Here is a 23,105-nt window from a genome sequence, read left to right on the forward strand (position 1 = left end):
CGCACCGGATGATGTCGTTAATATCGCATGATGACCGACTTGATTTCCGTGAAATGCTCGATGAACGCGCTGCCGAATTCGCGGCCGATTCCCGAGCCTTTCGCGCCGCCGAACGGCATGGCCGGATCGATGTAATTATGCATGTTGATCCAGACGGTACCGGCTTCGATGCGTGGAATCAGGCGCAGGGCCTGCGACAGGTCGTTGGTCCAGAGGCTGGCTGTCAGCCCGTAGGGGGAATCGTTCATCAGCGTGACGAGTTCCTCCACGCTGTCATAGACGAGCAGGGAGACGACGGGGCCGAACACTTCCTGGCGCATCAGTTCGTCGTCCTGCGACCGTGCGAGTACCGCCGTCGGCTGGATGTAGCAGCCGGGGATGTCGAACGCGCCGCCGCCGTGGATGAACCGGGCCCCCCGGGCGCGGGCCCTGGCGAAGGAACCCGTCACTTTTTCGAAATGGGCTCGACTGGCCAGCGGGCCGAACTGGCTTTCGTCGTCCATGGGATCGCCGGGCGCGAAGGCGGCGAGGCGCTTGCCCAGTCGCTCGGCGACGTCGTCGATCCGGGAGCGATGGACGTAACAGCGTTCCGCCGAGGCGCAGACCTGGCCTGAATTGAGGAACCCGGCCTCGATAATGCCGTCCACCGTCCTGTCCGGGGAGGTATCGGGCAGGAAGGCGGCCGCGTTCTTGCCGCCGAGTTCGAGCGTGACCCGTTTGAAGCCGGACTGCATCGCGGCGGTGCCGATGGCGGCGCCGGTTTCCATGCCGCCGGTGAAGGTGATCTTGGCGATTTCGGGGTGGGTCATGAGGGCGTGGCCGGCCTGCGGCCCGCGGCCGTTCACCACGTTGAGAACCCCCGGCGGAATGCCGGCCTCGATCGCCAGTTCCGCGACGCGCAGCATCGTCAGCGGCGTGACCTCGCTTGGCTTGAGGACGGCCGTGCAGCCGCAGGCCAGGGCCGAGCCGAATTTCCACACCGCGATCATGATCGAGAAATTCCACGGCACGATGCCGGCCACCACGCCCAGGGGCTCGCGCAGGGTGAGGCCGGTATATTTCTCGCCGGTCGCCGAGGGGAGGGAAAGAGCGACCGTCCTGCCTTCGATTTTTGTCGTCCAGCTTGCGTAATAGCGCAGGAAGGCGACCGCGTAATCGACTTCGAACGCGCGCGAGAGGGTGATGAGCTTGCCCGAGGACAGGGTTTCGAGCTGGGCCAGTTCCTCGCGATGGGCGATCATGAGGTCGGCGAGCCGGTTGAGCAGCAGGCCGCGCTGGGCCGGGGTGGTGTTCGCCCAGGCGCCGTGGAAGGCGTGATGGGCGGTCTCGACGGCCGCGTCGATCTCGGCGTTCGTGGCCGGGGCCACATGCGCGATGACCTCGTTCGTCGCGGGATTTGCGACGGCGATGGTTTCGCCGCCTTCGGACGTGACGCGCTGGCCGTTTATGAACTGGCCGTTCGATCGTTCGAGAAATGCGCGGACCTGGGGTAGGATCGTGACTTCAGCCATGTGTGGGCTTCCTGCGATGGGGGATCTGCGTGCTGCTGTTCGACGGGTTCATTCGAACAGATGGATCGGCACGGCGAATTCCACCCAGTAGCGGTCGCCGCCGACCGTATTGCGGGCGTCGAGCGCATGCTGCCATTTCAGGACCACGGCGGTGCCGGGGGCGAAATCGTAGACGATCTGCGGCCCCATGGTGAAATTGCGCATCTTGTAGCCGTCCATATAGCGCCGGCCGTGCAGCGTGTCGTTGCTGGTCTGGTAGGCCCAGTTGCCGTTGACGCCAAACTGCAGATTGCGCAACTTCGCGAACGGACGGTAGGAAATGCCGTAATCCATATTATACAGCGTGCCGTCATGATAACCGGTATCGGCATCGCGGGTGGACATCTGCACGGTATTTTCCATGGAGAATTCCCAATGTCCGGGCGTCCAGGTGACGGCGCCCTCTTCCATGAAGGTCACACGCGTCGAGGTGACGTTCGAGAAGTCGGATTTGTTGTACGATGACCCGGGAAACCAGAAATCCTGGCCGAACAGCAGGTGCAGGTCGCCTTTCGACCAGGTGACGTACAGTGCCTGCAGGTCGAATGACGACATGTTGAATGTATAGCTGTCCCGGCCGCCGACACTGACATATTTGCGCTGGAAAACCGGAGAGAGGCCGGTCGAAAAATGGAAATCGCCCAGGGTGAAGTTCCAGGTGTGGAGCAGGCGGGGGGCGAAGGCGAACAGATTGCCGCCGAAGGCTTCGGCGGAATGCCGGCCGTGGCTGTCATTGAGCGAGGTGAGGGGAATGTCGGCCAGGTAGTTCAGAAGTTCGGTCTTCCCCAGATCGGGCATGATCGCGGGCATGACGGTGTTGACGCCGGTCGGATAGGTGCTGCCGCCGCCTTCCGTGGCGTGGGCGGTGCGGGGGACGTAATGGAGGCCCCAGGCGGCGCATGCGGCCAGTGCCGTCAGCCGGCGGCGGGAGCGGGTTGAGGCGGGACCTGATGTGAAGGCCATGATATTGTCTCCTGAACAGGAGCCCTGCTGGATGTGCGACATGAATCCCGCCCGGAGAATGCGTCCGGACGAGCGGTGAGGTCTGCTGAAACGAAGGCGCGACACGGCGCCCGCGCGGAGGCGCGGAAGACCCGGAAAAGGTCCTGAAGGCGCCGGCTATTTCGGGCGTTTGTCGATCACGCGCTGGGCCTTGCCGTCGGCGCGGGCGATTTCGCCCGGGCCATGGGCGCAGACCCGCGTGGAAACGCCGATGATATCCTTGATGCGCTTGCTGATCCTGGTGGAGAAGCCGGACAGGTCGGTTTGCGCGTAGCTGCCGGCGTGGAGTTCGGCATGGATGGTCAGTGCGTCCATGCGGCCTTCGCGCGTGAGCTCGAGCTGGTAATGGCCTGTACACAGGGTATCGCTCAGCAGGATTTCCTCGATCTGGGTCGGGAACAGGTTCACGCCCCGCAGGATGATCATGTCGTCGGAACGGCCCGTGATCTTTTCCATACGGCGCATGCCAGGGCGTGCCGTCCCCGCCAGCAGCCGCGTCAGGTCGCGCGTGCGGTAGCGGATGATGGGGAAGGCCTCCTTGGTCAGGGAGGTAAAGACCAGTTCGCCTTTCGCGCCGTCGGGCAGGACTTCGCCGGTCAGCGGGTCGATGACCTCGGGGTAGAAATGGTCTTCCCAGATATGCAGGCCGTCCTTGGTTTCCACGCATTCCTGCGCGACACCGGGGCCGATGACCTCGGAAAGCCCGTAGATATCGGTGGCGTCGATGCCGAAATCCTGCTCGATTTCCTGGCGCATCGCGTTCGTCCAGGGTTCGGCGCCGAAAATGCCGAATTTCAGCGAGGAGGCGCGGGGATCGATCCCCGCGCGGGCGAAGCCGTCGGCCAGCGCCAGCATGTAGCTGGGCGTGACCATGATCGCGTCCGGCCGGAAATCGGTGATGACCTGGACCTGGCGTTCGGTCATGCCGCCGGACATCGGCACCACGGTGCATCCCAGGCGCTCCACGCCGTAATGCGCGCCCAGCCCCCCGGTGAAAAGCCCGTAGCCATAGGCGACATGGACCATCATGCCAGGAACGACGCCCGCGGCGCGCAGCGAGCGGGCCACGACGTCCGACCACATGCGGATATCGGCCTCGGTATAGCCGACCACGATCGGCTTGCCGGTGGTGCCCGAGGAGCCGTGCAGGCGGATGATCTTTTCACGCGGTACCGCGAACAGGCCGAACGGGTAGTTTTCCCGAAGATCGTCCTTCTTGGTGAAGGGAAAACGCGCGAGGTCGGACAATTGCCGGAAATCGGACGGGTGAACGCCGGCCTCGTCGAATTTGCGCCGATAGAAGGGCACGTTTTCGTATGCGTGCCTTAACGACCATCTTAGTTTTTCGCGCTGAAGCGCCATGATTTCGTCGCGCGACGCGCGTTCGGCGGCATCGAGCGACTGGATGAAACCTTTGTTTGTCGACACAGCAGGACAAGCCAGTGTCATGAGTTCCTCCATGAAGCACGTTGACCGTGCTTTTGTTGTGAACACGTTTACCGTGTTTTTGTTATCAACACGCTGACCGTGCTTATGGTTCGGAAGGCGGCTCGGGCAGGAGCGTGCCGCCGATGGATCGGGAATGGCCCCGAAACTGTGCGATGATGAGTCCTTCCTGGCTGATTTCCACGTCGTACAATCCCGAACGTCCGGCGCGGCTGACCTCACGCGCGCGGGCCAGCATGCGCTTGCCCGGCAGGCCGGGGCGCAGATAGGTGATCGCGCAATGCGCGGCGACCGTACGTTCGTTATAACTGTTGCATGCCACGGCGAAGGCGCTGTCGGCCAGGGCGAAGATGAAGCCGCCATGCGCGGTGCCGACGCCGTTCGCCATCTCGATGGTCACGTCCATGGCGACCGTCGAGACGCCGGGGCCCGCTTCCAGGATTTCCATGCCCAGGCTTCTGCTTGCGCGGTCGCCGGTCCACAGGGCTTCGGCGGATGCCTGTGCGCGTTGCTCGGGCGTCATGCCGGGCGGCCCGTGAAGCGGGGGGAGCGCTTTTCCATGAATGCCGCAACGCCCTCGCGATAATCCGGCGTTCGGCCGGCTTCGCGCTGAAGGTCGCGTTCCAGGGTGATCTGGCTGTCGAGATCGTTGGTCGCGGATGCGTTCAGGGCTGCCTTGATGCGCGCCAGGCCCTGGGTGGGTTGCGTGGCGAGGTGGGCGGTCAGCCGGCGGGCTTCGTCCATCAGGCCTTCATCCGCGACGGTTTTCCAGATCATGCCCCATTGCGCGGCCAGTTCGGCCTCGACGGGTTCGGCCAGAAGCATCAGGGCGCGGGCCCGGGCGTCGCCGACCAGTCGGGGCAGGGTGAAGGTGCCGCCGGAATCGGGGATCAGTCCGATCCGGGCGAAGGCCTGGATGAATCTGGCCGAGCGGGCGGCCAGGACGATGTCGCACGCGAGTGCGATATTCGCGCCGGCGCCGGCCGCCACGCCATTGACCGCGCAGATCACCGGTTTGGGCAGTGCGCGCAGGCGCCGGACCAGCGGGTTGTAGTAACGCTCGATCGTCGTGCCGAGATCGAGAGGGCCGGCCGCGTTGACGCGGTCGCCGAGGTCCTGGCCGGCGCAGAAGCCGCGTCCGGCGCCGGTCAGCAGGACCGCGCGGCAGGATTCCTCCTCCGCCTCGTCCAGCGTCGCGGCCAGGCGTTGGTGGAGGTCTTCGTTAAAGGCGTTGAGGCGCGCCGGTCGGTTGAGGGTCAGCTCCATCCAGCCGTCATGGCGATCTATGAGAAGCGTCGGCTCCACTTAATCTCTCCCGGATTGGGTCGAAAACGACTTCTTGAATTGACCGTACGGTCGGTCAATGACAATTGCCAGATTACAGACTTTCGGCAGGAGCGCCGATCACTTCTGGCGGAGGGGAAGACATTGCGAAACGTCCCGGCGGGACGGTGCGGGATTTCCGGTAGCCCGGGCCGGCGTTTCGCCGGGATGCGTAATCGTTTTTCATGATGTCGGCAGCAGGGATTCATTCCATGGTTCACGCTTTTATCTGCGATTTCGTTCGTTCGCCCATCGGGCGGTATGCTGGGGGGCTGGCGGGCGTTCGTGCCGACGATCTGGCCGCCCATCCGCTGCGTGTCCTGGCGGAGCGGCATCGCCGAATCGACTGGCAGGCACTGGATGATGTGATTTTCGGCTGCGCGAACCAGGCGGGCGAGGACAATCGCAATGTCGCCCGCATGGCGGCGTTGCTGGCGGGCCTGCCCGTCGGTGTTCCCGGGACGACTATCAATCGTTTGTGTGGTTCGGGGCTGGATGCGGTCGGGATGGCGGCGCGCGCCATCATCACCGGCGATGCCGACCTTGTGATTGCCGGCGGGGTCGAGAGCATGTCCCGCGCGCCGTTCGTATTGCCGAAGGCGACGCAGGGCTTTTCCCGCCAGGCGGAGATTTATGACACCACGATCGGCTGGCGCTTCGTCAATCCGCTGCTGAAGGCGGAATACGGCATCGATTCGATGCCGGAGACAGCGGAGAATGTTGCGGAGGAATACGATATCTCACGCGAGGATCAGGATCTCTTTTCCTACAGGTCGCAGGTGAAGGCGCGTGCGGCGCGCGAGGCGGGTTATTTCGCGCGCGAGATCGCGCCGGTTGCGATTCCCGGGCGCAAGGGCGCCGCGACCGTGATGGAGCATGACGAACATCCGCGTGCCGATACGACACTGGATGGTCTGGCGGCGTTGAAGGCGCCGTTTCGCAAGAACGGCGGGACTGTGACCGCAGGCAATGCGTCGGGTGTCAATGACGGTGCCGGGGCGTTGATGATCGCCTCAGAACAGGCTGTCAGGGCCTATGACCTGACGCCGCGGGCGCGTGTGGTGTCGGTGGTGCAGGCCGGAGTGCCGCCGCGCATCATGGGCATGGGGCCATTGTCGGCGACGCGCAAATTGCTGGCGCGCAATGGGCTGGCGCTCGCGGATATCGATCTGATCGAACTGAACGAGGCCTTTGCCGCGCAATCGCTGGCCGTGCTGCGCGCGCTGGGTCTTGCGGATGATGCGCCGCACGTCAATCCGCATGGTGGCGCGATCGCGCTGGGTCATCCGCTGGGCATGTCGGGGGCGCGGCTGGCCATGACGGCGGTGAACGGGCTGGAAACGCTGGGCGGCAGGCGGGCTGTCGCCACGATGTGCATCGGGGTCGGCCAGGGCATTGCCGCCCTGATCGAGAGGGTCTGAGCGATGAGCGACATCATGGGACCCGTCAGGGTGCGGCAGGAGGGGGCGGTCGCGGTCGTTACGGTCGATTTTCCGCCGGTCAATGCGTTGTCTACCGCCGTCCGGCAGGCGCTGATCGCGGTGTTTCGCGATGTGGCCGACGATGAGTCGGTGGCGGCGGTGGTGCTGAGCGGCGGCCCGTCGCGCTTTATCGCGGGGGCGGATCTGCGCGAGATGGCCGGTTTGCCCGCGCCGCCCTTTCTGCCCGAGGTGATCGAAGCGATGGAGCGGTGCGACAAGCCGGTGGTCGCCGCGATTGCCGGTGCGGCGCTGGGGGGCGGATGTGAGATCGCCCTGGCCTGTGACGCGCGGATCGGTGGCGCCAGTGTGCTGATCGGATTGACGGAGACCCGGCTGGGGCTGATTCCGGGGGCAGGCGGGACGCAGCGTCTGCCGCGTCTGGTCGGCATCGCCCGTGCGGTCGAGATGATCTGCGCCGGTCGTATCCTCACGGCGCGGGAAGCGTGCGCGATCGGGCTGCTCGATGCGGTGGCCGAGGGGGACCCGCTTGCGGAAGCGATTGCCCGGGCGCCCGGCACCGTGAAACGGCGGCTGTCCCGGGTGGTGGTGCCGCCGGGGGAGGAGAAGGAGGAGGTAGCCGCCATTGCCGTCGCGCGGCGAAAGGCCGGCGGCGTTCCGGCGATCGAGGAGGCGATCCGGGTCGTGACCGCGACGCGGGGGCAGGATTTTGCCGTCGGGCTGGCGATGGAGCGCGCGGCCTTTCTGGCCCTGCGGGAGAGTGTGGAGGCGGCTGCGCTGCTGCATCTCTTCTTTGCTGAGCGCGAGGCGACGAAGATCCCCGGATTGGGCGATGCGCGGCCGAGGCCGGTCGGTACGGTCGGGGTGGTCGGGGCCGGTACGATGGGGGCGGCCATCGCCGTCGCGCATGCCGATGCGGGTTTTCCGGTTCTGCTGGTCGAGCGGGATGAGGCGGCGGCGGCGGCGGGGCTGGAACGGGTGCGGGACATTTATGCCCGGCAGGTCGGAAGCGGGCGGCTGACGGATGGCGCGATGGCCGAGCGGCTGGGGCGGATCGCGGTTGGAGCCGACTGGTCGCGGCTGCGCGATGCCGACCTGGTCATCGAGGCGGCGTTCGAGGATATGGATGTCAAGAGCGAGATTTTTCGCCGGCTGGATGCGGTGGCGCGGCCGGGGGCGATCCTGGCGAGCAATACGTCCTATCTGGATCTCGACGCCATTGCGGCGGTGACGGCGCGGCCGGAGGATGTGGTGGGGCTGCATTTCTTCGCGCCCGCCAATGTCATGAAATTGCTGGAAGTGGTGCGGGGCGCGCGAACCGCGCCGGATGTGCTGCGCTCTGCCCTGACGCTGGCGCGGAAGCTGGGCAAGCAGCCGGTCGTGGCGGGCAATGAGGACGGGTTTATCGGCAACCGCCTGTATGCCGCCTATCGCCGTCATGCGGAATATCTGGTGGAGGAGGGCGCCGCGCCCGCCGAAATCGATGCCGCGCTGGAAGAATATGGCTTTGCCATGGGCATTTTCGCAGTGTCCGACATGTCGGGGCTCGATATCGCCCGGGCGATGCGCCAGCGTCGGGCTGCCACCCGCGACCCGCGCGAACGCTATGTCACCATTCCGGACCTGTTGTGCGAGGCGGGGCGGCTGGGCCGCAAGACGGGCGGCGGATGGTACCGCTATGCGGACGGAGTGAAGGCTGAGGACCCGGCGGTGACGGCGCTGATCGCCGGGGAACGCGCGCGGCGGGGCATTGTGCCGCGCCGTTTCACGCCCGAGGCGATTCAGCGGCGGCTGCTGGCGGTGCTGGCCAATGAGGGCGCGAAGGCGATCGCCGGGGGCATCGCCCTGCGGGCGTCGGACATCGACCTGGCCTTCGTCAATGGATACGGTTTTCCGCGCGCCAGGGGCGGCCCGATGTGGGCTGCCGACCGGATGGGTCTGACGGCGGTGCTCGGCGAAATGGAGCAGGCATACGCGACGGGGGGCGCCGGGTCGGAGCCCGCGCCGCTTCTGATCGAACTGGCGCGGTCGGGCCGCACTTTTTCCAGCCTGGATCGGGGAGAATGACAATGAACAAGAAACTTGGAAATTACGCGCAGGATCGCTGGGTCGAGGCGGAAGCGGGGCTGGTGGATATTCCCAGCGCCATCGACGGGCGGGTGGTGGCCCGCGCGTCCAGCAGCGGGCTGGATTTCGGCGCCATGGCGCGCCATGCCCGCATGGTCGGCGGGCCGGCCCTGCGCGCGATGACCTTTCACGATCGCGCGGCCATGCTCAAGGTGCTGGCGGTGCATCTGACGGCGCACAAGGAGGAGCTGTATGCGCTTTCGGCCGATAGCGGGGCCACGAAACGGGATAATTTCTTCGATATCGATGGCGGTATCGGCACGCTGTTCGCCTATGCCTCGCGCGGGCGGCGGGACTTTCCCGCGGAGCGTTTCGTCGTCGATGGGGCCGTCGAGCCTTTGTCGAAGGAAGGCAGTTTCATCGGGCTGCATGTGCTGACCCCGCTTCAGGGCGTCGCGGTGCATATCAATGCCTTCAATTTTCCCTGCTGGGGGATGCTGGAAAAGCTGGCGCCGACGATTCTGGCCGGTGTGCCGGTGATTACCAAACCGGCTACCGCGACCGCCTATGTCGCGGAGGCGGTCGCGCGGCTGATCGTGTCCTCCGGCATTCTGCCCGATGGGGCGTTCCAGTTCATCGCGGGTAGTACGGGCGATCTGCTGGACCATCTGGACGGGCAGGATGTGCTGTCCTTTACCGGATCGGCCGCGACGTCGCGCAGGCTGCGCGATCATGACGCGGTGTCGCGCAAGGCGGTGCGCTTCGTCGCCGAACGGGATTCGCTGAATGCCGCCATCCTGGGGCCCGACGCCTTGGAAGGGACGCCGGAATTCGATCTGTTCGTCCGTGAAATCGTGCGGGAACTGACGGTGAAGGCCGGGCAGAAATGCACCGCCATTCGCCGCATCATCGTGCCGCGCGCGCAGGAGGGGGCGGTGATCGCGGCGCTGGGCCGGCAGTTGGACCGGATCACTGTGGGCGATCCCAGGCGGGATGATGTGAAGATGGGGCCGCTCGCCAGTCTTGGCCAGCGGGCCGCCGTGCGGGAAGCCGTGGCGGACATCGCGCGGGAGGCCGAGATCGTGTATGGCGACCCCGGCAGGGTCAGCCCGCTGGGCGGAGACGCGGAGACGGGCGCGTTCCAGGCGCCGGTCCTGCTGCGTTGCGCGTCGCCGCTGACGGCGACGGCGCCGCATGAGGTCGAGGCGTTCGGGCCGGTCGCAACCGTCATGCCCTATGACACGCTGGAGGATGCGCTGGCCATCGTCGCGCGCGGCGAGGGAAGTCTGGTGGCCTCGGTCTATACCCATGATGACGCGGTGGCGGAGAGACTGGTTCTCGGTATTGCCTCGTATCACGGCCGTATTCTTGTCCTCGATCGCGATTGCGCGAAGGAATCGACGGGACATGGCTCGCCCCTGCCGGGCCTGATCCATGGCGGGCCGGGTCGGGCCGGTGGCGGCGAGGAGATGGGTGGCGCGCGTGGTGTGCATCATTATCTTCAGCGCACGGCGTTGCAGGGTTCGCCCGGCCGCCTGTCCGCGCTGGTGCGGACCTGGCTGCCCGGCGCGCCCGCGCCGGTGACGGCGGAACATCCTTTCCGGCGCGATTACGACCATCTGCGTATCGGCGAGAGCGTGCAGACGCCGCCGCGCGTGATCACGCTGGAGGATATCGAGCATTTCGCGCATTTCACCGGCGACGAATTCTATGCGCACATGGATGAGGCGGCGGCGCGCGCCAACCCATTCTTCCCGGGGCGGGTGGCGCATGGCTATCTGCTGCTGTCCTTCGCGGCCGGGCTGTTCGTCGACCCGGCGCCGGGGCCGTTGCTGGCCAATTACGGGCTGGAGGGGCTGCGCTTCCTCAAACCCGTGTCGCCGGGGGATTCCATCCGCGTGCGGCTGACGGTCAAGCGCAAGAATCCGGGAAGGGAGCCGGGTTATGGCGAAGTGCGCTGGGATGCCGAATTGTTCAACCAGAATGACGAGACGGTCGCCCGGTATGAATTGCTGACCATGAGCGCGCGTTCGACGGGCGATTGATGGCGGGCGGACCCCGCCGGACCGTCCGTGCGCCTCTGTGCTACGTAGTTTCACCCATGGAGGCGGAGGGTGGCGGATTTATGGTCGGGGCGGGTGTCCGGGACGGGAGCATAGGCACGGTGACCACGCTACAGCGTGCGCGTGGACATTTCCGGCTGGCGGTGCGGCCGCGTGATGGACGTGTCGGCGTGGCGGATCTGGAGCAGGGTGGGTGTTGCCGGCTGCTGTTCCCGAAGCGGGCGCAGGCCGCGCTGGAGGCGGTGACGGTCAATATTTCCGGCGGCATTGCGGCGGGGGACAGGATCGCGGGTGCGTTGGACTGTGCGCCGGAGACGGATCTGCTGGTGACGTCGCAGGCGGCGGAGCGGATTTATCGGGCGCGGGCGGGGGATGGCCCGGCGGAAATCGACGTGTCGTGCAGGATCGGGGCGGGGGCGCGGCTGGAATGGCTGCCGCATGGCACGATCTTCTTCGATGGCTGCCGGTTGCGGCGGCACATGCGGGTTGAGATGGCGGCCTCGTCCAGTTTTCTCTTTCTCGAATGTCGGATGTTCGGCCGGATCGGGTCGGGCGAGACGCTGCATCGTCTGGACGTGCGGGATCGTCTGTCGGTACGGCGGGAGGGGCGTGCGGTCCTGGAGGACATGTTTCGGCTGGAGAGCACGGATGTCTCGGCGTTACTGGCGAACCGTGCGGTGGCGGCGGGCCAGGCGGGGGTGGCGACGTTGGTGCTGGTGTCCGCCGATGCGGAAGGGCGGCTGGATCGGGTTCGCGATCGCCTGGGCGAGATCGGCGATGGCGGGTTTGCCTGTTCGGCGTGGAATGGCATGCTGGTCGTCCGGGGGGTGTCGTCGGGCGGGCGTGGGCTGGAGGACACCGTGCAGCGCCTGCTGCCGGCGCTGCGGGATGCGCGGCCGGTGCCGGCCACGTGGCGCTCGTGATGGCTGGCAGCCGGGGCGTGATGCGAAACGGGAGATCGACCGGGATATGAAACTGACGCCTCGCGAACGGGACAAGCTGCTGATCGCCATGGCCGCGATCGTCGCGCGGCAGCGGCTGGAGCGCGGCGTGCTGCTGAATTATCCGGAAGCCGTGGCCCTGATTACCGAGCATGTCGTCGAGGGCGCGCGGGACGGGCGGAATGTGGCCGAACTGATGGCCAGCGGCGGCCGGGTGCTGACGCGCGCGCAGGTCATGCAGGGCGTGGCCGAGATGATCCATGACGTTCAGGTGGAGGCGACCTTTCCCGATGGCACGAAGCTGGTGACGGTGCATGACCCGATACGCTGATCCGCTGCCGGCCGGCGCGATTCCGGGCGAGGTCCTGCCGGCTGAGGGCGAGATCGTGCTGAATGAGGGCCAGCCGCGGCGCGTGCTGGTCGTGACCAATACCGGCGATCGGCCGGTGCAGGTCGGCAGCCATTATCATTTCGCCGAAATCAATCCGGCGTTGGCCTTCGACCGGGCGCAGGCGATGGGCTGGCGGCTGGATGTGCCCTCGGGCGGGGCGATCCGCTTCGAGCCTGGGCAGGAGCGCGCGGTGACGCTGGTGCCGTTGCGCGGGCTGCGGCGCGCGGTCGGGTTTCGTGGCGAGGTCATGGGGAGCGTGGACCCATGACGCGGCTTTCCCGGCACGATTACGCGGCGCAGTTCGGCCCGACGGTGGGAGATCGGGTGCGGCTGGCCGATACCGCCCTGCTGGTCGAGGTGGAGCGCGATTACACCGTTTATGGGGAGGAAGTGCGGTTCGGCGGCGGCAAGACGATCCGTGACGGCATGGGCCAGTCGCAGGTCACGCGTGCCGGGGGGGCGGCGGATACCGTCATCACCAATGCGCTGATCGTCGATCACTGGGGGATCGTCAAGGCGGACGTGGCGATCCGCGACGGGCGGATTGCCGGGATCGGCAAGGCGGGGAACCCGGATATCCAGCCGGGTGTGGATATCGTCATCGGGCCGGGGACGGAGATCATCGCCGGCGAAGGGCGTATCCTGACGGCCGGGGGGATCGACAGCCATATCCATTTCATCTGCCCGCAGCAGATCGAGGAGGCGCTGTCTTCCGGCATCACCACCATGCTGGGCGGGGGCACCGGGCCGGCCACGGGCACGGCGGCGACGACCTGCACGCCGGGGCCGTGGCATCTGGCGCGGATGATCCAGGCCGCCGAGGCGTTTCCGGTCAATCTGGCCTTCGCGGGCAAGGGCAATGCCGCGCGGCCCGAGGGGCTGGAAGAGATGGTGCGGGCCGGGGCGTGCTGCCTGAAACTGCATGAGGATTGGGGGTCGACCCCGGCGGCGATCGATTGCTGCCTGGATGTGGCGGACCGCATGGACGTGCAGGTGATGATCCATACCGATACGCTGAACGAAAGCGGATTCGTGGAGGATACGATCGCGGCGTTCAGGGGGCGGACGATCCATGCGTTCCATACCGAGGGCGCGGGGGGCGGACATGCGCCCGATATCATCCGTGTCGCCGGGCTGGCGAACGTGCTGCCGTCCTCCACCAATCCGACGCGTCCGTTTACGGTCAATACGCTGGACGAGCATCTGGACATGCTGATGGTCTGCCATCATCTGGACCAGCGCGTGCCAGAGGATATCGCCTTCGCGGAAAGCCGCATCCGGCGCGAGACGATCGCGGCGGAGGATATTTTCCACGATATGGGCGTGCTCTCGATGATGTCCTCGGACAGTCAGGCGATGGGGCGCGTGGGCGAGGTGGCGCTGCGGACGTGGCAGACGGCGCACAAGATGAAAGTGCAGCGCGGCGCGCTGGCCGGGGACGGGGCGGCGGACAATGTCCGGGTGAAGCGCTATATCGCCAAATATACCATCAATCCGGCGATCGCGCACGGATTGTCGCATGAGGTCGGCTCGGTCGAGGTCGGCAAGCTGGCGGATCTGGTGTTGTGGGAGCCCGCGTTTTTCGGTGTGAAGCCGGAACTGGTCATCAAGGGCGGGGCGATCGTCTATGCGATGATGGGCGATCCGAATGCCTCGATTCCGACGCCGCAGCCGGTCTATGGCCGCATGATGTTCGGCGGGTATGGCGGGGCGCTGACCCATACCAGCCTGACCTTCGTCTCGCAGGCCGCGCTTGAGGACGATATCGGGTGCAGGCTGGGATTGCGGCGCGGGCTTTCCGCCGTGTCGAACACGCGCGGGGGGATCGGCAAGCGCAGCATGATCCATAATGACGCGATGCCGCGGATCGAGGTCGATCCCGAAACCTATGAAGTGCGGGCCGACGGGGTGCTGCTGACCTGCGAGCCCGCCGAGATCCTGCCCATGGCGCAAAGGTATTTTCTGTTCTGATGGCCCATGTGACCGAGATCCTGCCAGCGGGAAGCTGGCCCGTCGCGCAGGCGACGGATGTGTTCGCCGCCGATTGCGAGGGGCGGCATCGCCGGCGGATGATGCTGCCGCTGGGGTCGGGGGAGACGGTGCTGCTCGACCTGGCGCATGCCCGGCTGCTGCGGGCGGGGGAGGGGTTGAAGCTGGATGACGGGCGGATCGTGCGGGTCGAGGCACTGCCCGAGGCGTTGATGGAGGTGACGGCGCATGGTCCGCTGCATCTTCTGCGGCTGGCCTGGCATCTGGGAAACCGGCATTTGCCCGCTGCGATTGACGAGGCGCGCATCCTGGTGCGGCGCGATCACGTCATCGCGGACATGATCCGGGGCCTGGGCGGGCACGTGCGTATGGTCGAGGTGCCGTTCGACCCGGAAAGCGGGGCCTATGCCGCGCGTGGCGAGGCGGCGGAGCACGGCCATCATCACCACGCCCACGATTGATCCGGCCCGGGAGGAGAGCGAGGCCTTTCTCCGGCTGCTGTCCTGGGTCTCGCCGGCCTTTCCGACCGGTGGCTATGCCTACAGCCATGGCCTGGAATGGGCGGTGGAAACCGGCGATGTGCGGGATGTCGGGACGCTTGGCACGTGGATCGGCGCGTTGCTGGATCATGGGTCGCTGGGGAATGACCTGATCATTCTTGGCGCGGCCTGGGACGCCGCGGACGATCGGGATGGGTTGCGCGAAATCGCGGATTTTGCCTGTGCCTGTGCCTCGTCGCGCGAGCGGTTTGAGGAGGCGGTCTATCAGGGAGAGGCGTTCATGAAGGCGGCATCGGTCTGGGGTGTGGTGCCCGGACCGGAGGAGAGGGTAGGCGTGCGCTGGCCCTTGCCCGTGGCGCAGGGGCTGGTGTTCCAGCGGGGTGGGGTGACGCGCGCGCAGGCGGTGCTGTCGGGCGGGTATGGCGGTGTTGCGGCGCTGGTGTCCGCCGCGGTGCGGCTGGTGCCGCTGGGGCAGACGGACGGGCTGCATGCGCTGGCGCGGCTGGAGCCGGTTCTGCTGGCGGCGGTCGAGCGGACGGCCTTGCTGACGCTGGAGGATCTGGGCGGGGCGTGTTTCCGGTCCGATCTTGCTACGATGCATCATGAAACCCAGGGAACGAGGTTGTTCAGGACATGACGAAGACCAAGCATGGCCCGTTGCGCGTCGGGATCGGCGGCCCGGTCGGCACGGGCAAGACGGCGCTGATGGATGCGCTGTGCCGCCGCTTTCGCGATCATTACGAGATCGCGGCTATCACGAACGATATCTATACGCGCGAGGATGCCGAATTCCTGACGCGCGCGGGCTCGCTGCCGCCGGAACGGATCATGGGCATCGAGACGGGCGGCTGCCCGCATACCGCGATCCGCGAGGATGCCAGCATCAATCTGGCCGGGGTCGCCGAACTGACGGAGCGGTTCGCCGGGCTGGATCTGGTACTGGTGGAAAGCGGCGGCGACAATCTGGCGGCGACGTTCAGCCCGGAGCTTGCCGACCTGACGATCTATGTCATCGATGTGTCGGCGGGGGACAAGATTCCGCGCAAGGGGGGCCCGGGCATCACGCGCAGCGATCTGCTGGTGATCAACAAGATCGACCTGGCGCCTTATGTCGGGGCCGACCTGGTGGTCATGGACCGGGATAGCCGGAAGATGCGCGGCGTGCGGCCGTTTGTCTTCGCCAATATCCGCGCGGGCGAGGGGGTAGAGGCGATCGCGCGCTTCATCATCGATCAGGGCGGTCTGTAAAGGCCGGCTGGCGGGGGGTGGCGAGCAGGGCCGCGATGGCCCACAGGCCAAGAAACCCCATGACGAGCCCGATACCGACGATCTGGAAATGGTCCGCGGCACGGGCTGCCAGGGCGCGCAGAAGGGGCGGCATCGGTTCGTTGCCGCCGACGAGCTGAAGCAGTTCGATCGCCGCGACGCAGGCGGCGGCCAGCGCCGAGAAGGCCGTGACGGCGCGGATATAGAGGGCGCGCCGCTCGGCCGAGGCGCTGCTCCAGCTCCAGGCGCGCACCATCAGCACCGTGTCGAGACTGTCCATCAGCGCCATGCCGGCGGCGAACAGCAGCGGCAGCAGCATGATGTGGATGGCGGACAGGCCGTGTGTCGCTTCGGACGCCGTCAGGCCCAGCAGGCCGATTTCCGTTGCCGTATCGAAGCCGAGGCCGAACAGGAAGCCGAGCGGGATCATCTGGCTGTCATGCCGGATGAGGTCCGTCATCGGTGCCAGCAGGCGCGTCATGACGCCCGCCGGGCCGGATGGCGCACGGCCCGACGGGCCCGCCCGCCACTGGGCGCGGAAGGACAGCATGTTGGATGCGGCCATGATGGACAGGAACAGGATGGAGACGGAGGTGCCGATGAGGCCGCCGACATCGTGGACCCGATCGAGCCAGGAATGGACCGGGACGAGCAGCAGGACGAGCGAGGCGAGCATCACGACGCTGGAATGGCCGATGGAAAAGAACAGCCCGACCAGGATCGGGCGCCGTGCGCGGGCCATGAGCCGGCGCGTGACGAGGTCGATTGCCGCGATATGGTCGGCGTCCAGCGCGTGGCGCAGGCCGAAGGTCCAGGCCAGGAAAGACGGTGCCAGGAAGCGGGGATGGTCGCGGATCGCGGTGGCCGCCAGCAGCCAGAATCCGATATTGGCGGCGGCGAGCGCGAGCATGAGCAGCAGGGAAGACCGGCCATGGCGCGTGGATGGAGGAGCCATCGTCTGTTTCATGCCGACAGGTTAAGGACATTGCGCGGGACCGTCATCCTGCAAATTGTGGAAACGGGCGTCGTGAAGCCGCGCTAAGTAATTTCACGCATCCTCTTTTGAAGATTCTGCATCGTAATGTTTCCGCATCGTCAGAGGGCGACTGTGACGAAAGGGGATGTTCAGGATGGCGAAAGGGTCGCGGTTCTCGGTGAGCCGGAAAAAGAGTGTGCTGCGGTGCGGAAGCGTCCTGTCCGCGTGCGTGGCGATCGGCATGACGATGCCGCGCGCGGCGTCGGCTGCCGTGACGGTCGATCTGGGGCCGGAATCCAACTTCACGCTCGGTGTCGGCGTTCGCGCGCAATATATGACCGCGGACCCGTCCACGCCGGACAATGGGAGTGCCGCCGCCGCTGCCGACCTGCGTGTCTATATGGGTGCGCAATGGTACCGCTTTATCAAGAGCACGCTCAATCTGGAGCGCATACGCGATGGAAACTGGAACGTTCTTGACGGTATCTTCCAGATCGAGCCGTGGAAGGCGTTCAATGTGTGGTTCGGCCGCATGTTGCCGGGCAGCGACCGTTCCAACCTCGACGGACCCTATTTCCTGAGCACCTATGCCTTTCCCATCGTCGCGCAATATCCCGGTTCGTGGTCGGGCCGCGATGACGGCATGTCGATCTGGGGCAAGCTGCTGAAGGATCGCTTTCGCTATGTCGCCGGTGTCTATCGCGGTCATAACTGGAATCCCGGGGCCTCGGCCTATGGCCACCAGCCGCTGTTTGCCGGACGGCTGGAATATAATTTCCTCGATCCCGAACCCTCGCCGGCCTACTACACCGCCAGCACCTATTACGGAAAAGCCGATATCCTCGCGATCGGTCTCGCGGGCCAGTATCAGGCGGACGGCGTGGGGAGCGCGCAGGAAAAGGGCGATTACAAGGCCTGGAACGTGGATGGTCTTTTCGAAAAGCGGATCGGCAGGAACGCGCGGGCCGGTGTCTATACGCTGGAAGGGGCCTATTACCAGTATTATACCGACGGGGTGCGGGACGTGGCCCCCGGTTACCGCCAGCCTTCGGCGGATTTCGGCAATATCGGCGGTATCAACAGCGGAACGGCGTTTCTGGCCAGCACGGCCTATCTGATTCCCTACCGGCTGGGCTGGGGGCGCTTGCAGCCGCTGGTGCGCTACCAGCAGTTTCGTTACCGCAAGGGCCTGTACGGGCCGGGGCATCCCAAGACCAATCAGTTCGACGCGGGGGCGAACTATATCATGGATGGTCACAATCTGCGGTTTACGTTCGATTACGTGCGCTATGCCCCGACCGGGGCCCGTGTGTCCAATGCGTTCCTGATCGGCATGCAGTTCCAGTATTGAGGCGGGTCCGATCCCGACCCGTCAAACCCGTGACACCAGAAGAGACCGGAGTGCTGACCGTGAAACGACTGATCCTGTGCGGGGCGCTGGCCCTGTCCTGCTGCCTCGAGGCGGAAACCGTGCGCGCGGCGTCCTTTTCCCCGGCGTCGGATTGTCGCCATCTGTTGGTACGGGACGTGAGGCTGTCCGATCGGATCGCGGTGCGGCAGCGCAAGGATGCGGGCGCGCCGGATACGACCGGGTACAAGGGATTCGCGGTCCACTTCGATGCGCTGCCGGGTATCGGCGTCATGCATGGTGCGACCCTGACGCCCGAAGGACGGCTGGAAAGCACGGCGGAGGCCGATGAAACGCTGGAAACTCTACAGAAGAACCTGCGGGCGGTTCGGGACGCGGAGCGGGTGAGGAACTGCCCGGTGATCGCGGCGCCGGCCGATACCCAGCAGCGGATGGAAGCCGACGAGCCGCCGGTGTCGCGGTGACGGCGCCTTGCGGGCCGGGGCGTTCAGCCCTGGTGGAGAAGGCGCGACGCCGTGGCGGCCGCCGCGGCGCGCGTGCTGAGGCCGGTCTTATTGTAGATCTGCTCGATATGTTTGTCGATCGTGCGGGGGCTGACCTGGAGGATGTCCGCGATGTCTCGGCTGGTTTTTCCGCGTGAGATCCAGAGCAGGACTTCGGCCTCGCGCGAACTGAGGCCCAGCCGGGTTTGCAGGGTTCTTTCGGGAAACAATGTCTGGGCCGCGATGTGGAACAGGTGTTCGTCGGGCCCCGTTGCGCCGACCAGGGTCAGGCGGATCTCGTTCTCGCCGGCCAGATGGCGCAGCATGACCGTGCCGGGCGGGGGCGGGGGATCGGCGACGTGCATGGCGGCGCGCAGGTCCGCCGGAAGGACGGCGAGCAGGCGCGCGGCCTGGGGCGTGGCCCATAGCGTCTCGCCCGCCGTGTTCATCGCCAGCAGGAAGCGGCCGGCATTGTCGAGGGCCTTGTGGGCCGCGCGGATGCGCGATGCGGCTTCGATATGCACGCCGATGCGCGCGAGGACTTCTTCCAGCGCCAGGGGTTTGGTGACGTAGTCGGAGGCGCCGGCCTCGAACGCGCGCAGGACATGTTCGGTTTCGGTCAGGCCCGTCATGAAGATCAACGGGATCGCCGCGATCCGCGGGTCCTGGCGGAACATCCGGCAGACGTCCCAGCCGGTCATGCCGGGCATCAGCGCATCGACGAGAACCAGGTCGGGGAGCGTGTGGGCGACCACGTCGAGCGCGGCCGGGCCGGACTGGGCCAGCAGCACGACATAGCCGCTGCCGGTCAGGGTTTCGTCCATCAGGCCGAGTACTGCGGGGTCGTCGTCGATGACGAGGATGCTGCGGCGGGCGGACGCGGAGATCGTCGTCATGGATGGTCGTGCTCCAGATGCCGGCGGAGGGCCTCAAGCTGATAGGTTGCGGCTAGCGCCGCGAGGGGGCTGATGACGGCCTCCAGGTCCGGCCGGGCGGCTCGCAGGACGGCAAGCTGGTCTTTCAGGCGTCGGAATTCGCCGCTTTCGAGCGCGGAGAGAAGGGCGGCGCGTTCGTTTTCGGGCAGCGTGCGGGGCGTTGCGCCGGATGCATCCGTATGGGACGGGACCGCGTCCGGGAGGACCCAGGCCAGGTTCAGCGCGCGTCCGACCGCCGCGATCAGGAGCGAGAGATTGACCGGCTTGCCGATGACCGGGCAATCCTCCAGCGACGGGACGTGGCGATTGATGCTTTCGATCAGATTGCCCGTCAGGAACAGGATCGGCAGGTGCGACCAGGTGCTCTCGCGGACGCGCAGGGCCAGTTCGCGCCCGTCCATGCCGGGCATGGACAGGTCGAGCAGCAGCAGGTCGGGGCGGATCCGGTCGAGATGTTCGAGGCAGGCGGGGCCGTTTTCCAGCGTTTCGACGCGAAATCCGCAGCCTGTGAGGCATTCGCGCATGATCTGGCGATGGGCGAGATTGTCGTCGACGACGAGGATCGTGCGGCTGGGACCCTGGTAGCCGACGGGCATGGCGGGCAGGCCGGGCGAGAGCTGGACCTGGCGGTCGGGCAGCATCAGCCGGACCCGGAAGCGGGACCCTTCTCCCGGCGTGCTGGTGAAGGTCAGTTCGCCGCCCAGGATTTCGGTCAGGAGCTTGGTGATGGTCAGGCCGAGGCCGGTGCCGGGAACGTTGCCGGTCGCCGAACCGCGTTCGAACGGTTCGAAGATCCGCGCGTGATCTTCCGGCGCGACGCCCAGGCCGGTGTCCTCGATCACCAGTTCGGCGATCTGGGAGCGCCAGCGGGCGGAGAAGGTGACGGACCCCCGCTGGGTGAATTTGACCGCGTTGGACAGGAGGTTGAGCAGGATCTGCCGCAGCCTGTGTTCGTCGCAGGTGACGACGGCCGGCAGGTAGCCGGGTTGCCAGATGAACTCCAGCCCCTTGGCCTGGGCCTGCGGGCGGATCATCTGCGCCACTGATTCCAGGAAGGCGGGGAGGGCGACCGTGTCGGAATGCAGTTCGATCCGGCCGGCCTCGATGCGGGAAATGTCGAGCAGGCCGGCCAGGATCGAGGTGATATGCTCGCCGCTTTCGCGCATCAGGCCCAGGGCGGCCAGACGCTCCGGCGGGAGGCGCCGGTCGTGCTGGAAGAGCTGGATATACCCCATGATGGCATTGAGCGGCGAGCGGATCTCGTGACTGATGCCGCTGATATAGCGGGTCTTGGCGAGGCTGGCGCCTTCGGCTTTTTCGCGCGCGACCTGGAGGGCGAGGTCGGTGCGGCGGCGGGCGCGGACCTCGCTCATCAGCAGCCGGGTCTGGTGGAGGGTTTCGCGGATCGCGGTGCGATGGCCTTCCTGCGCCATGATGAGGAACCATGCGCCGACGACGCAGGCCAGGAAGAGGACGATCAGCGGGGTGCTGTCGGGCCGCAGGCCGGTCTGCTTCGCCAGCAGGCCGAGGGCGAGCACGATGCCCGCCAGCAGGACGGCGAAGCGGCCGCCCGGCGAAGTCACGATCCGCCGGAGCCTGGGCGGCAGCACGCGCAGCGGGGTTGCGAGCTGGGTGCCGATGCGGGTGGAGGCGGGTTTGCAGCGGTCGCGGCAGCGCCCGTCGAGCGAACAGCAGAGCGAGCAGATATCGCCGCCATAGGCCGGGCAGGACGCCATGTCCTCGGCTTCGAAACTATGTTCGCAGATGACGCAGGTCATCGTCGGGCGGCTGTTCCAGTCCGCGGGCTGCCGGCGGGCGAAATAGGTGCGGCCGCCGGTGGCACGGGCCAGCAGCGGCGCCGTCGCGCAGGCGACGACGAGGGTGAGGAACGGGGCGTAGGCGGCGGCGTACAGGCCGATGCGGCCGCTGAGCGCCAGCAGGCCGACGGCGGCGCCGAGCCCCCAGGCGCCGAGCCCGACGATGTTGAGATCGGGCAGCAGCGCGCGCTTGAAATCCACCAGTCGCGGACTGAGGCCGAGCGGCTTGCACAGCGCGACATCGCCGAGGATCGCGCCGATCCACGAGCATGCGAGCACCGCGTAGAGGGTGATCCCGGCCTGGATGGTACTGACCAGACCGGCCTCCATCAGCAAAAGCGCGATGGCGATGTTGAAGATGACGTAGAACACGCGGCCCGGATGGTTGTGGGTCAGCCGCGAGAAGAAGTTCGACCAGGCCAGCGAGCCGGCATAGGCGTTGGTGATGTTGATCTTGGTCTGGGCCAGCACGACGAGCGAGACGGTGAGCATGGTTGCCATGGCCGGCGAAGTGATCGTGCCCCAGGCCAGCCAGTACATCACGCCCGGCTGGGTGGCCTGGGCGGGTGAAAATCCCATGTCGAGCGCCATCCAGGCCAGGAACGAGCCGGCCAGGAACTTGAAGGCATCCATCACGATCCAGCCCGGGCCGCCCATGACCAGGGAAATCCACCACCGGCGGCGGTTGGTCTCGGTCAATGGCGGCAGGAAGCGCAGGAAATCGATCTGCTCCGCGCTCTGGCAGACCAGCACGATCATGATCGAGGCCGCGCTGCCGATGGCGACCGCGCTGATATGGGGCACGGAGGGCGACAGTCCGGGGAAACGCGTCCATTGCGGCAGCAGGTCGGAATGGCGCGTGAGCAGCACGGCCAGCGGCACGAGATTGAGCGCGAGCCAGACGGGCTGGGTCGCGATCTGGAAACGTGCGATGAACGAGATGCCCCAGGTGACGAGCGGGATGACGAGGGCGGAGCAGGCCAGATAGGCCAGCCAGAGGGGCATGCCCAGCAGCGCGTGCAGCGTGCCGGCCATGATGGCGGCCTCGAGCCCGAAGAAGATGAAGGTGAAGCTGGCATAGATCAGCGACGTGATGGTCGAGCCGATATAGCCGAAGCCGGTACCGCGGGTCAGCAGGTCGATATCCAGCCCCGCGCGCGCGGCGGCGACGCAGAGCGGCAGGCTGATGCAGAAAATGACGACCGCGACCAAGGCGATGGCCAGCGCGGTGTTGGCGAAGCCGAAGGCCAGCGTCAATGTGCCGCCGATGGCCTCCAGCGCCAGGAAGGACATCGAGCCCAGGGCGGTCAGCGCCGCGCGGCCGGGCGTGGCCGCGCGGGCCGTGCGCGCGGTGAAGCGCAGGGCATAGTCCTCGAACGTCTGGTCGGCCGCCCAGCGGTTGTAGGCGCGGCGCGTACGCACGATACGCAGGCATCTGGCGTCAGGTGGCAAGGTCGTGCTGTCCCGTCAGGAAAGGATGATGTACCATCGTAACGGATCGCCTCGTCGGGCCATACGCAGGATCACGTATGGGAAGTCGTTTTCCGTT

General features: G+C 66.5%; 20 protein-coding genes. 12 read left to right on the forward strand and 8 right to left on the reverse strand.

Annotated features, from left to right (window positions below):
• Positions 1-17: 17 nt before the first annotated feature.
• The 5 genes from HLH48_RS09915 to paaG form a co-directional block, all read right to left on the reverse strand.
• Positions 18-1,511, reverse strand: a complete 1,494-nt coding sequence (locus HLH48_RS09915; protein ID WP_182997353.1) for an aldehyde dehydrogenase family protein — start codon at positions 1,509-1,511, stop codon at positions 18-20.
• Between the two features lie 48 nt (positions 1,512-1,559).
• Positions 1,560-2,513, reverse strand: coding sequence for a SphA family protein (locus HLH48_RS09920; protein WP_182997354.1), 954 nt, complete (start codon positions 2,511-2,513; stop codon positions 1,560-1,562).
• A 156-nt stretch (positions 2,514-2,669) separates the two neighbouring features.
• Entirely contained in the window at positions 2,670-4,001 is a 1,332-nt protein-coding gene (paaK, locus tag HLH48_RS09925; protein WP_182997355.1) for a phenylacetate--CoA ligase PaaK, read from the reverse strand.
• Between the two features lie 82 nt (positions 4,002-4,083).
• Positions 4,084-4,521 carry a hydroxyphenylacetyl-CoA thioesterase PaaI gene (gene paaI, locus HLH48_RS09930; RefSeq protein ID WP_182997356.1) on the reverse strand — a complete coding sequence of 146 codons (438 nt, stop codon included), beginning with the start codon at positions 4,519-4,521 and terminating at the stop codon, positions 4,084-4,086.
• Positions 4,518-5,303, reverse strand: coding sequence for a 2-(1,2-epoxy-1,2-dihydrophenyl)acetyl-CoA isomerase PaaG (paaG, locus tag HLH48_RS09935; RefSeq protein ID WP_182997357.1), 786 nt, complete (start codon positions 5,301-5,303; stop codon positions 4,518-4,520). Before paaG ends, paaI begins: the two co-directional genes overlap by 4 nt.
• Positions 5,304-5,533: 230 nt before the next feature.
• On the opposite strand from paaG, the gene pcaF reads away from it, so the two are divergent.
• From pcaF to ureG, 10 genes are all read left to right on the forward strand, one after another.
• Positions 5,534-6,742: a 3-oxoadipyl-CoA thiolase gene (gene pcaF / locus HLH48_RS09940; protein ID WP_182997358.1), complete on the forward strand. Its 1,209-nt coding sequence runs from the start codon at positions 5,534-5,536 to the stop codon at positions 6,740-6,742.
• Between the two features lie 15 nt (positions 6,743-6,757).
• The gene (locus tag HLH48_RS09945; RefSeq protein ID WP_246387206.1) at positions 6,758-8,827 is read left to right on the forward strand and encodes a 3-hydroxyacyl-CoA dehydrogenase NAD-binding domain-containing protein; all 2,070 of its coding nucleotides are present in this window, start codon (positions 6,758-6,760) and stop codon (positions 8,825-8,827) included.
• Positions 8,828-8,829: 2 nt separating this feature from the next.
• Positions 8,830-10,872 (forward strand): phenylacetic acid degradation bifunctional protein PaaZ, encoded by a 2,043-nt coding sequence (gene paaZ, locus HLH48_RS09950; protein WP_182997360.1) that lies wholly within the window; start codon positions 8,830-8,832, stop codon positions 10,870-10,872.
• A gap of 119 nt (positions 10,873-10,991) precedes the next feature.
• Positions 10,992-11,813, forward strand: a complete 822-nt coding sequence (locus HLH48_RS09955; protein ID WP_264813461.1) for an urease accessory protein UreD — start codon at positions 10,992-10,994, stop codon at positions 11,811-11,813.
• Positions 11,814-11,859: 46 nt separating this feature from the next.
• Positions 11,860-12,162: an urease subunit gamma gene (locus HLH48_RS09960; protein ID WP_182997362.1), complete on the forward strand. Its 303-nt coding sequence runs from the start codon at positions 11,860-11,862 to the stop codon at positions 12,160-12,162.
• Positions 12,146-12,490 (forward strand): urease subunit beta, encoded by a 345-nt coding sequence (locus tag HLH48_RS09965; RefSeq protein WP_182997363.1) that lies wholly within the window; start codon positions 12,146-12,148, stop codon positions 12,488-12,490. Before HLH48_RS09960 ends, HLH48_RS09965 begins: the two co-directional genes overlap by 17 nt.
• The gene (ureC, locus tag HLH48_RS09970; RefSeq protein ID WP_182997364.1) at positions 12,487-14,193 is read left to right on the forward strand and encodes an urease subunit alpha; all 1,707 of its coding nucleotides are present in this window, start codon (positions 12,487-12,489) and stop codon (positions 14,191-14,193) included. The genes HLH48_RS09965 and ureC overlap by 4 nt, the downstream gene beginning before the upstream one ends.
• On the forward strand, positions 14,193-14,672 hold the full coding sequence (locus HLH48_RS09975; protein ID WP_182997365.1) for an urease accessory protein UreE: 480 nt from the start codon (positions 14,193-14,195) through the stop codon (positions 14,670-14,672). Before ureC ends, HLH48_RS09975 begins: the two co-directional genes overlap by 1 nt.
• The gene (locus tag HLH48_RS09980) at positions 14,617-15,348 is read left to right on the forward strand and encodes an urease accessory protein UreF (RefSeq protein ID WP_182997366.1); all 732 of its coding nucleotides are present in this window, start codon (positions 14,617-14,619) and stop codon (positions 15,346-15,348) included. The genes HLH48_RS09975 and HLH48_RS09980 overlap by 56 nt, the downstream gene beginning before the upstream one ends.
• Positions 15,345-15,959, forward strand: coding sequence for an urease accessory protein UreG (gene ureG, locus HLH48_RS09985; protein WP_182997367.1), 615 nt, complete (start codon positions 15,345-15,347; stop codon positions 15,957-15,959). Before HLH48_RS09980 ends, ureG begins: the two co-directional genes overlap by 4 nt.
• Here the strand turns inward: ureG and HLH48_RS09990 are convergent.
• Entirely contained in the window at positions 15,937-16,932 is a 996-nt protein-coding gene (locus HLH48_RS09990) for a HoxN/HupN/NixA family nickel/cobalt transporter (RefSeq protein ID WP_182997368.1), read from the reverse strand. The two genes, ureG and HLH48_RS09990, sit on opposite strands and share 23 nt — an antisense overlap.
• 262 nt (positions 16,933-17,194) lie before the next feature.
• On the opposite strand from HLH48_RS09990, the gene HLH48_RS09995 reads away from it, so the two are divergent.
• Both HLH48_RS09995 and HLH48_RS10000 read left to right on the forward strand, forming a co-directional pair.
• Positions 17,195-18,304 (forward strand): porin, encoded by a 1,110-nt coding sequence (locus tag HLH48_RS09995; protein WP_306309973.1) that lies wholly within the window; start codon positions 17,195-17,197, stop codon positions 18,302-18,304.
• 59 nt (positions 18,305-18,363) lie between these two features.
• Positions 18,364-18,786 (forward strand): hypothetical protein, encoded by a 423-nt coding sequence (locus HLH48_RS10000; protein WP_182997369.1) that lies wholly within the window; start codon positions 18,364-18,366, stop codon positions 18,784-18,786.
• Positions 18,787-18,809: 23 nt separating this feature from the next.
• On the opposite strand, the gene HLH48_RS10005 is transcribed toward HLH48_RS10000, so the two are convergent.
• Positions 18,810-19,700 carry a response regulator transcription factor gene (locus HLH48_RS10005; protein ID WP_182997370.1) on the reverse strand — a complete coding sequence of 297 codons (891 nt, stop codon included), beginning with the start codon at positions 19,698-19,700 and terminating at the stop codon, positions 18,810-18,812.
• Entirely contained in the window at positions 19,697-22,978 is a 3,282-nt protein-coding gene (locus HLH48_RS10010; RefSeq protein WP_408871447.1) for a hybrid sensor histidine kinase/response regulator, read from the reverse strand. Before HLH48_RS10010 ends, HLH48_RS10005 begins: the two co-directional genes overlap by 4 nt.
• Positions 22,979-23,105: the final 127 nt, after the last annotated feature.

Origin of the sequence: Gluconacetobacter sacchari, assembly GCF_014174255.1 — a bacterium.
GTDB classification, from domain to species: Bacteria; Pseudomonadota; Alphaproteobacteria; order Acetobacterales; family Acetobacteraceae; genus Gluconacetobacter; species Gluconacetobacter sacchari.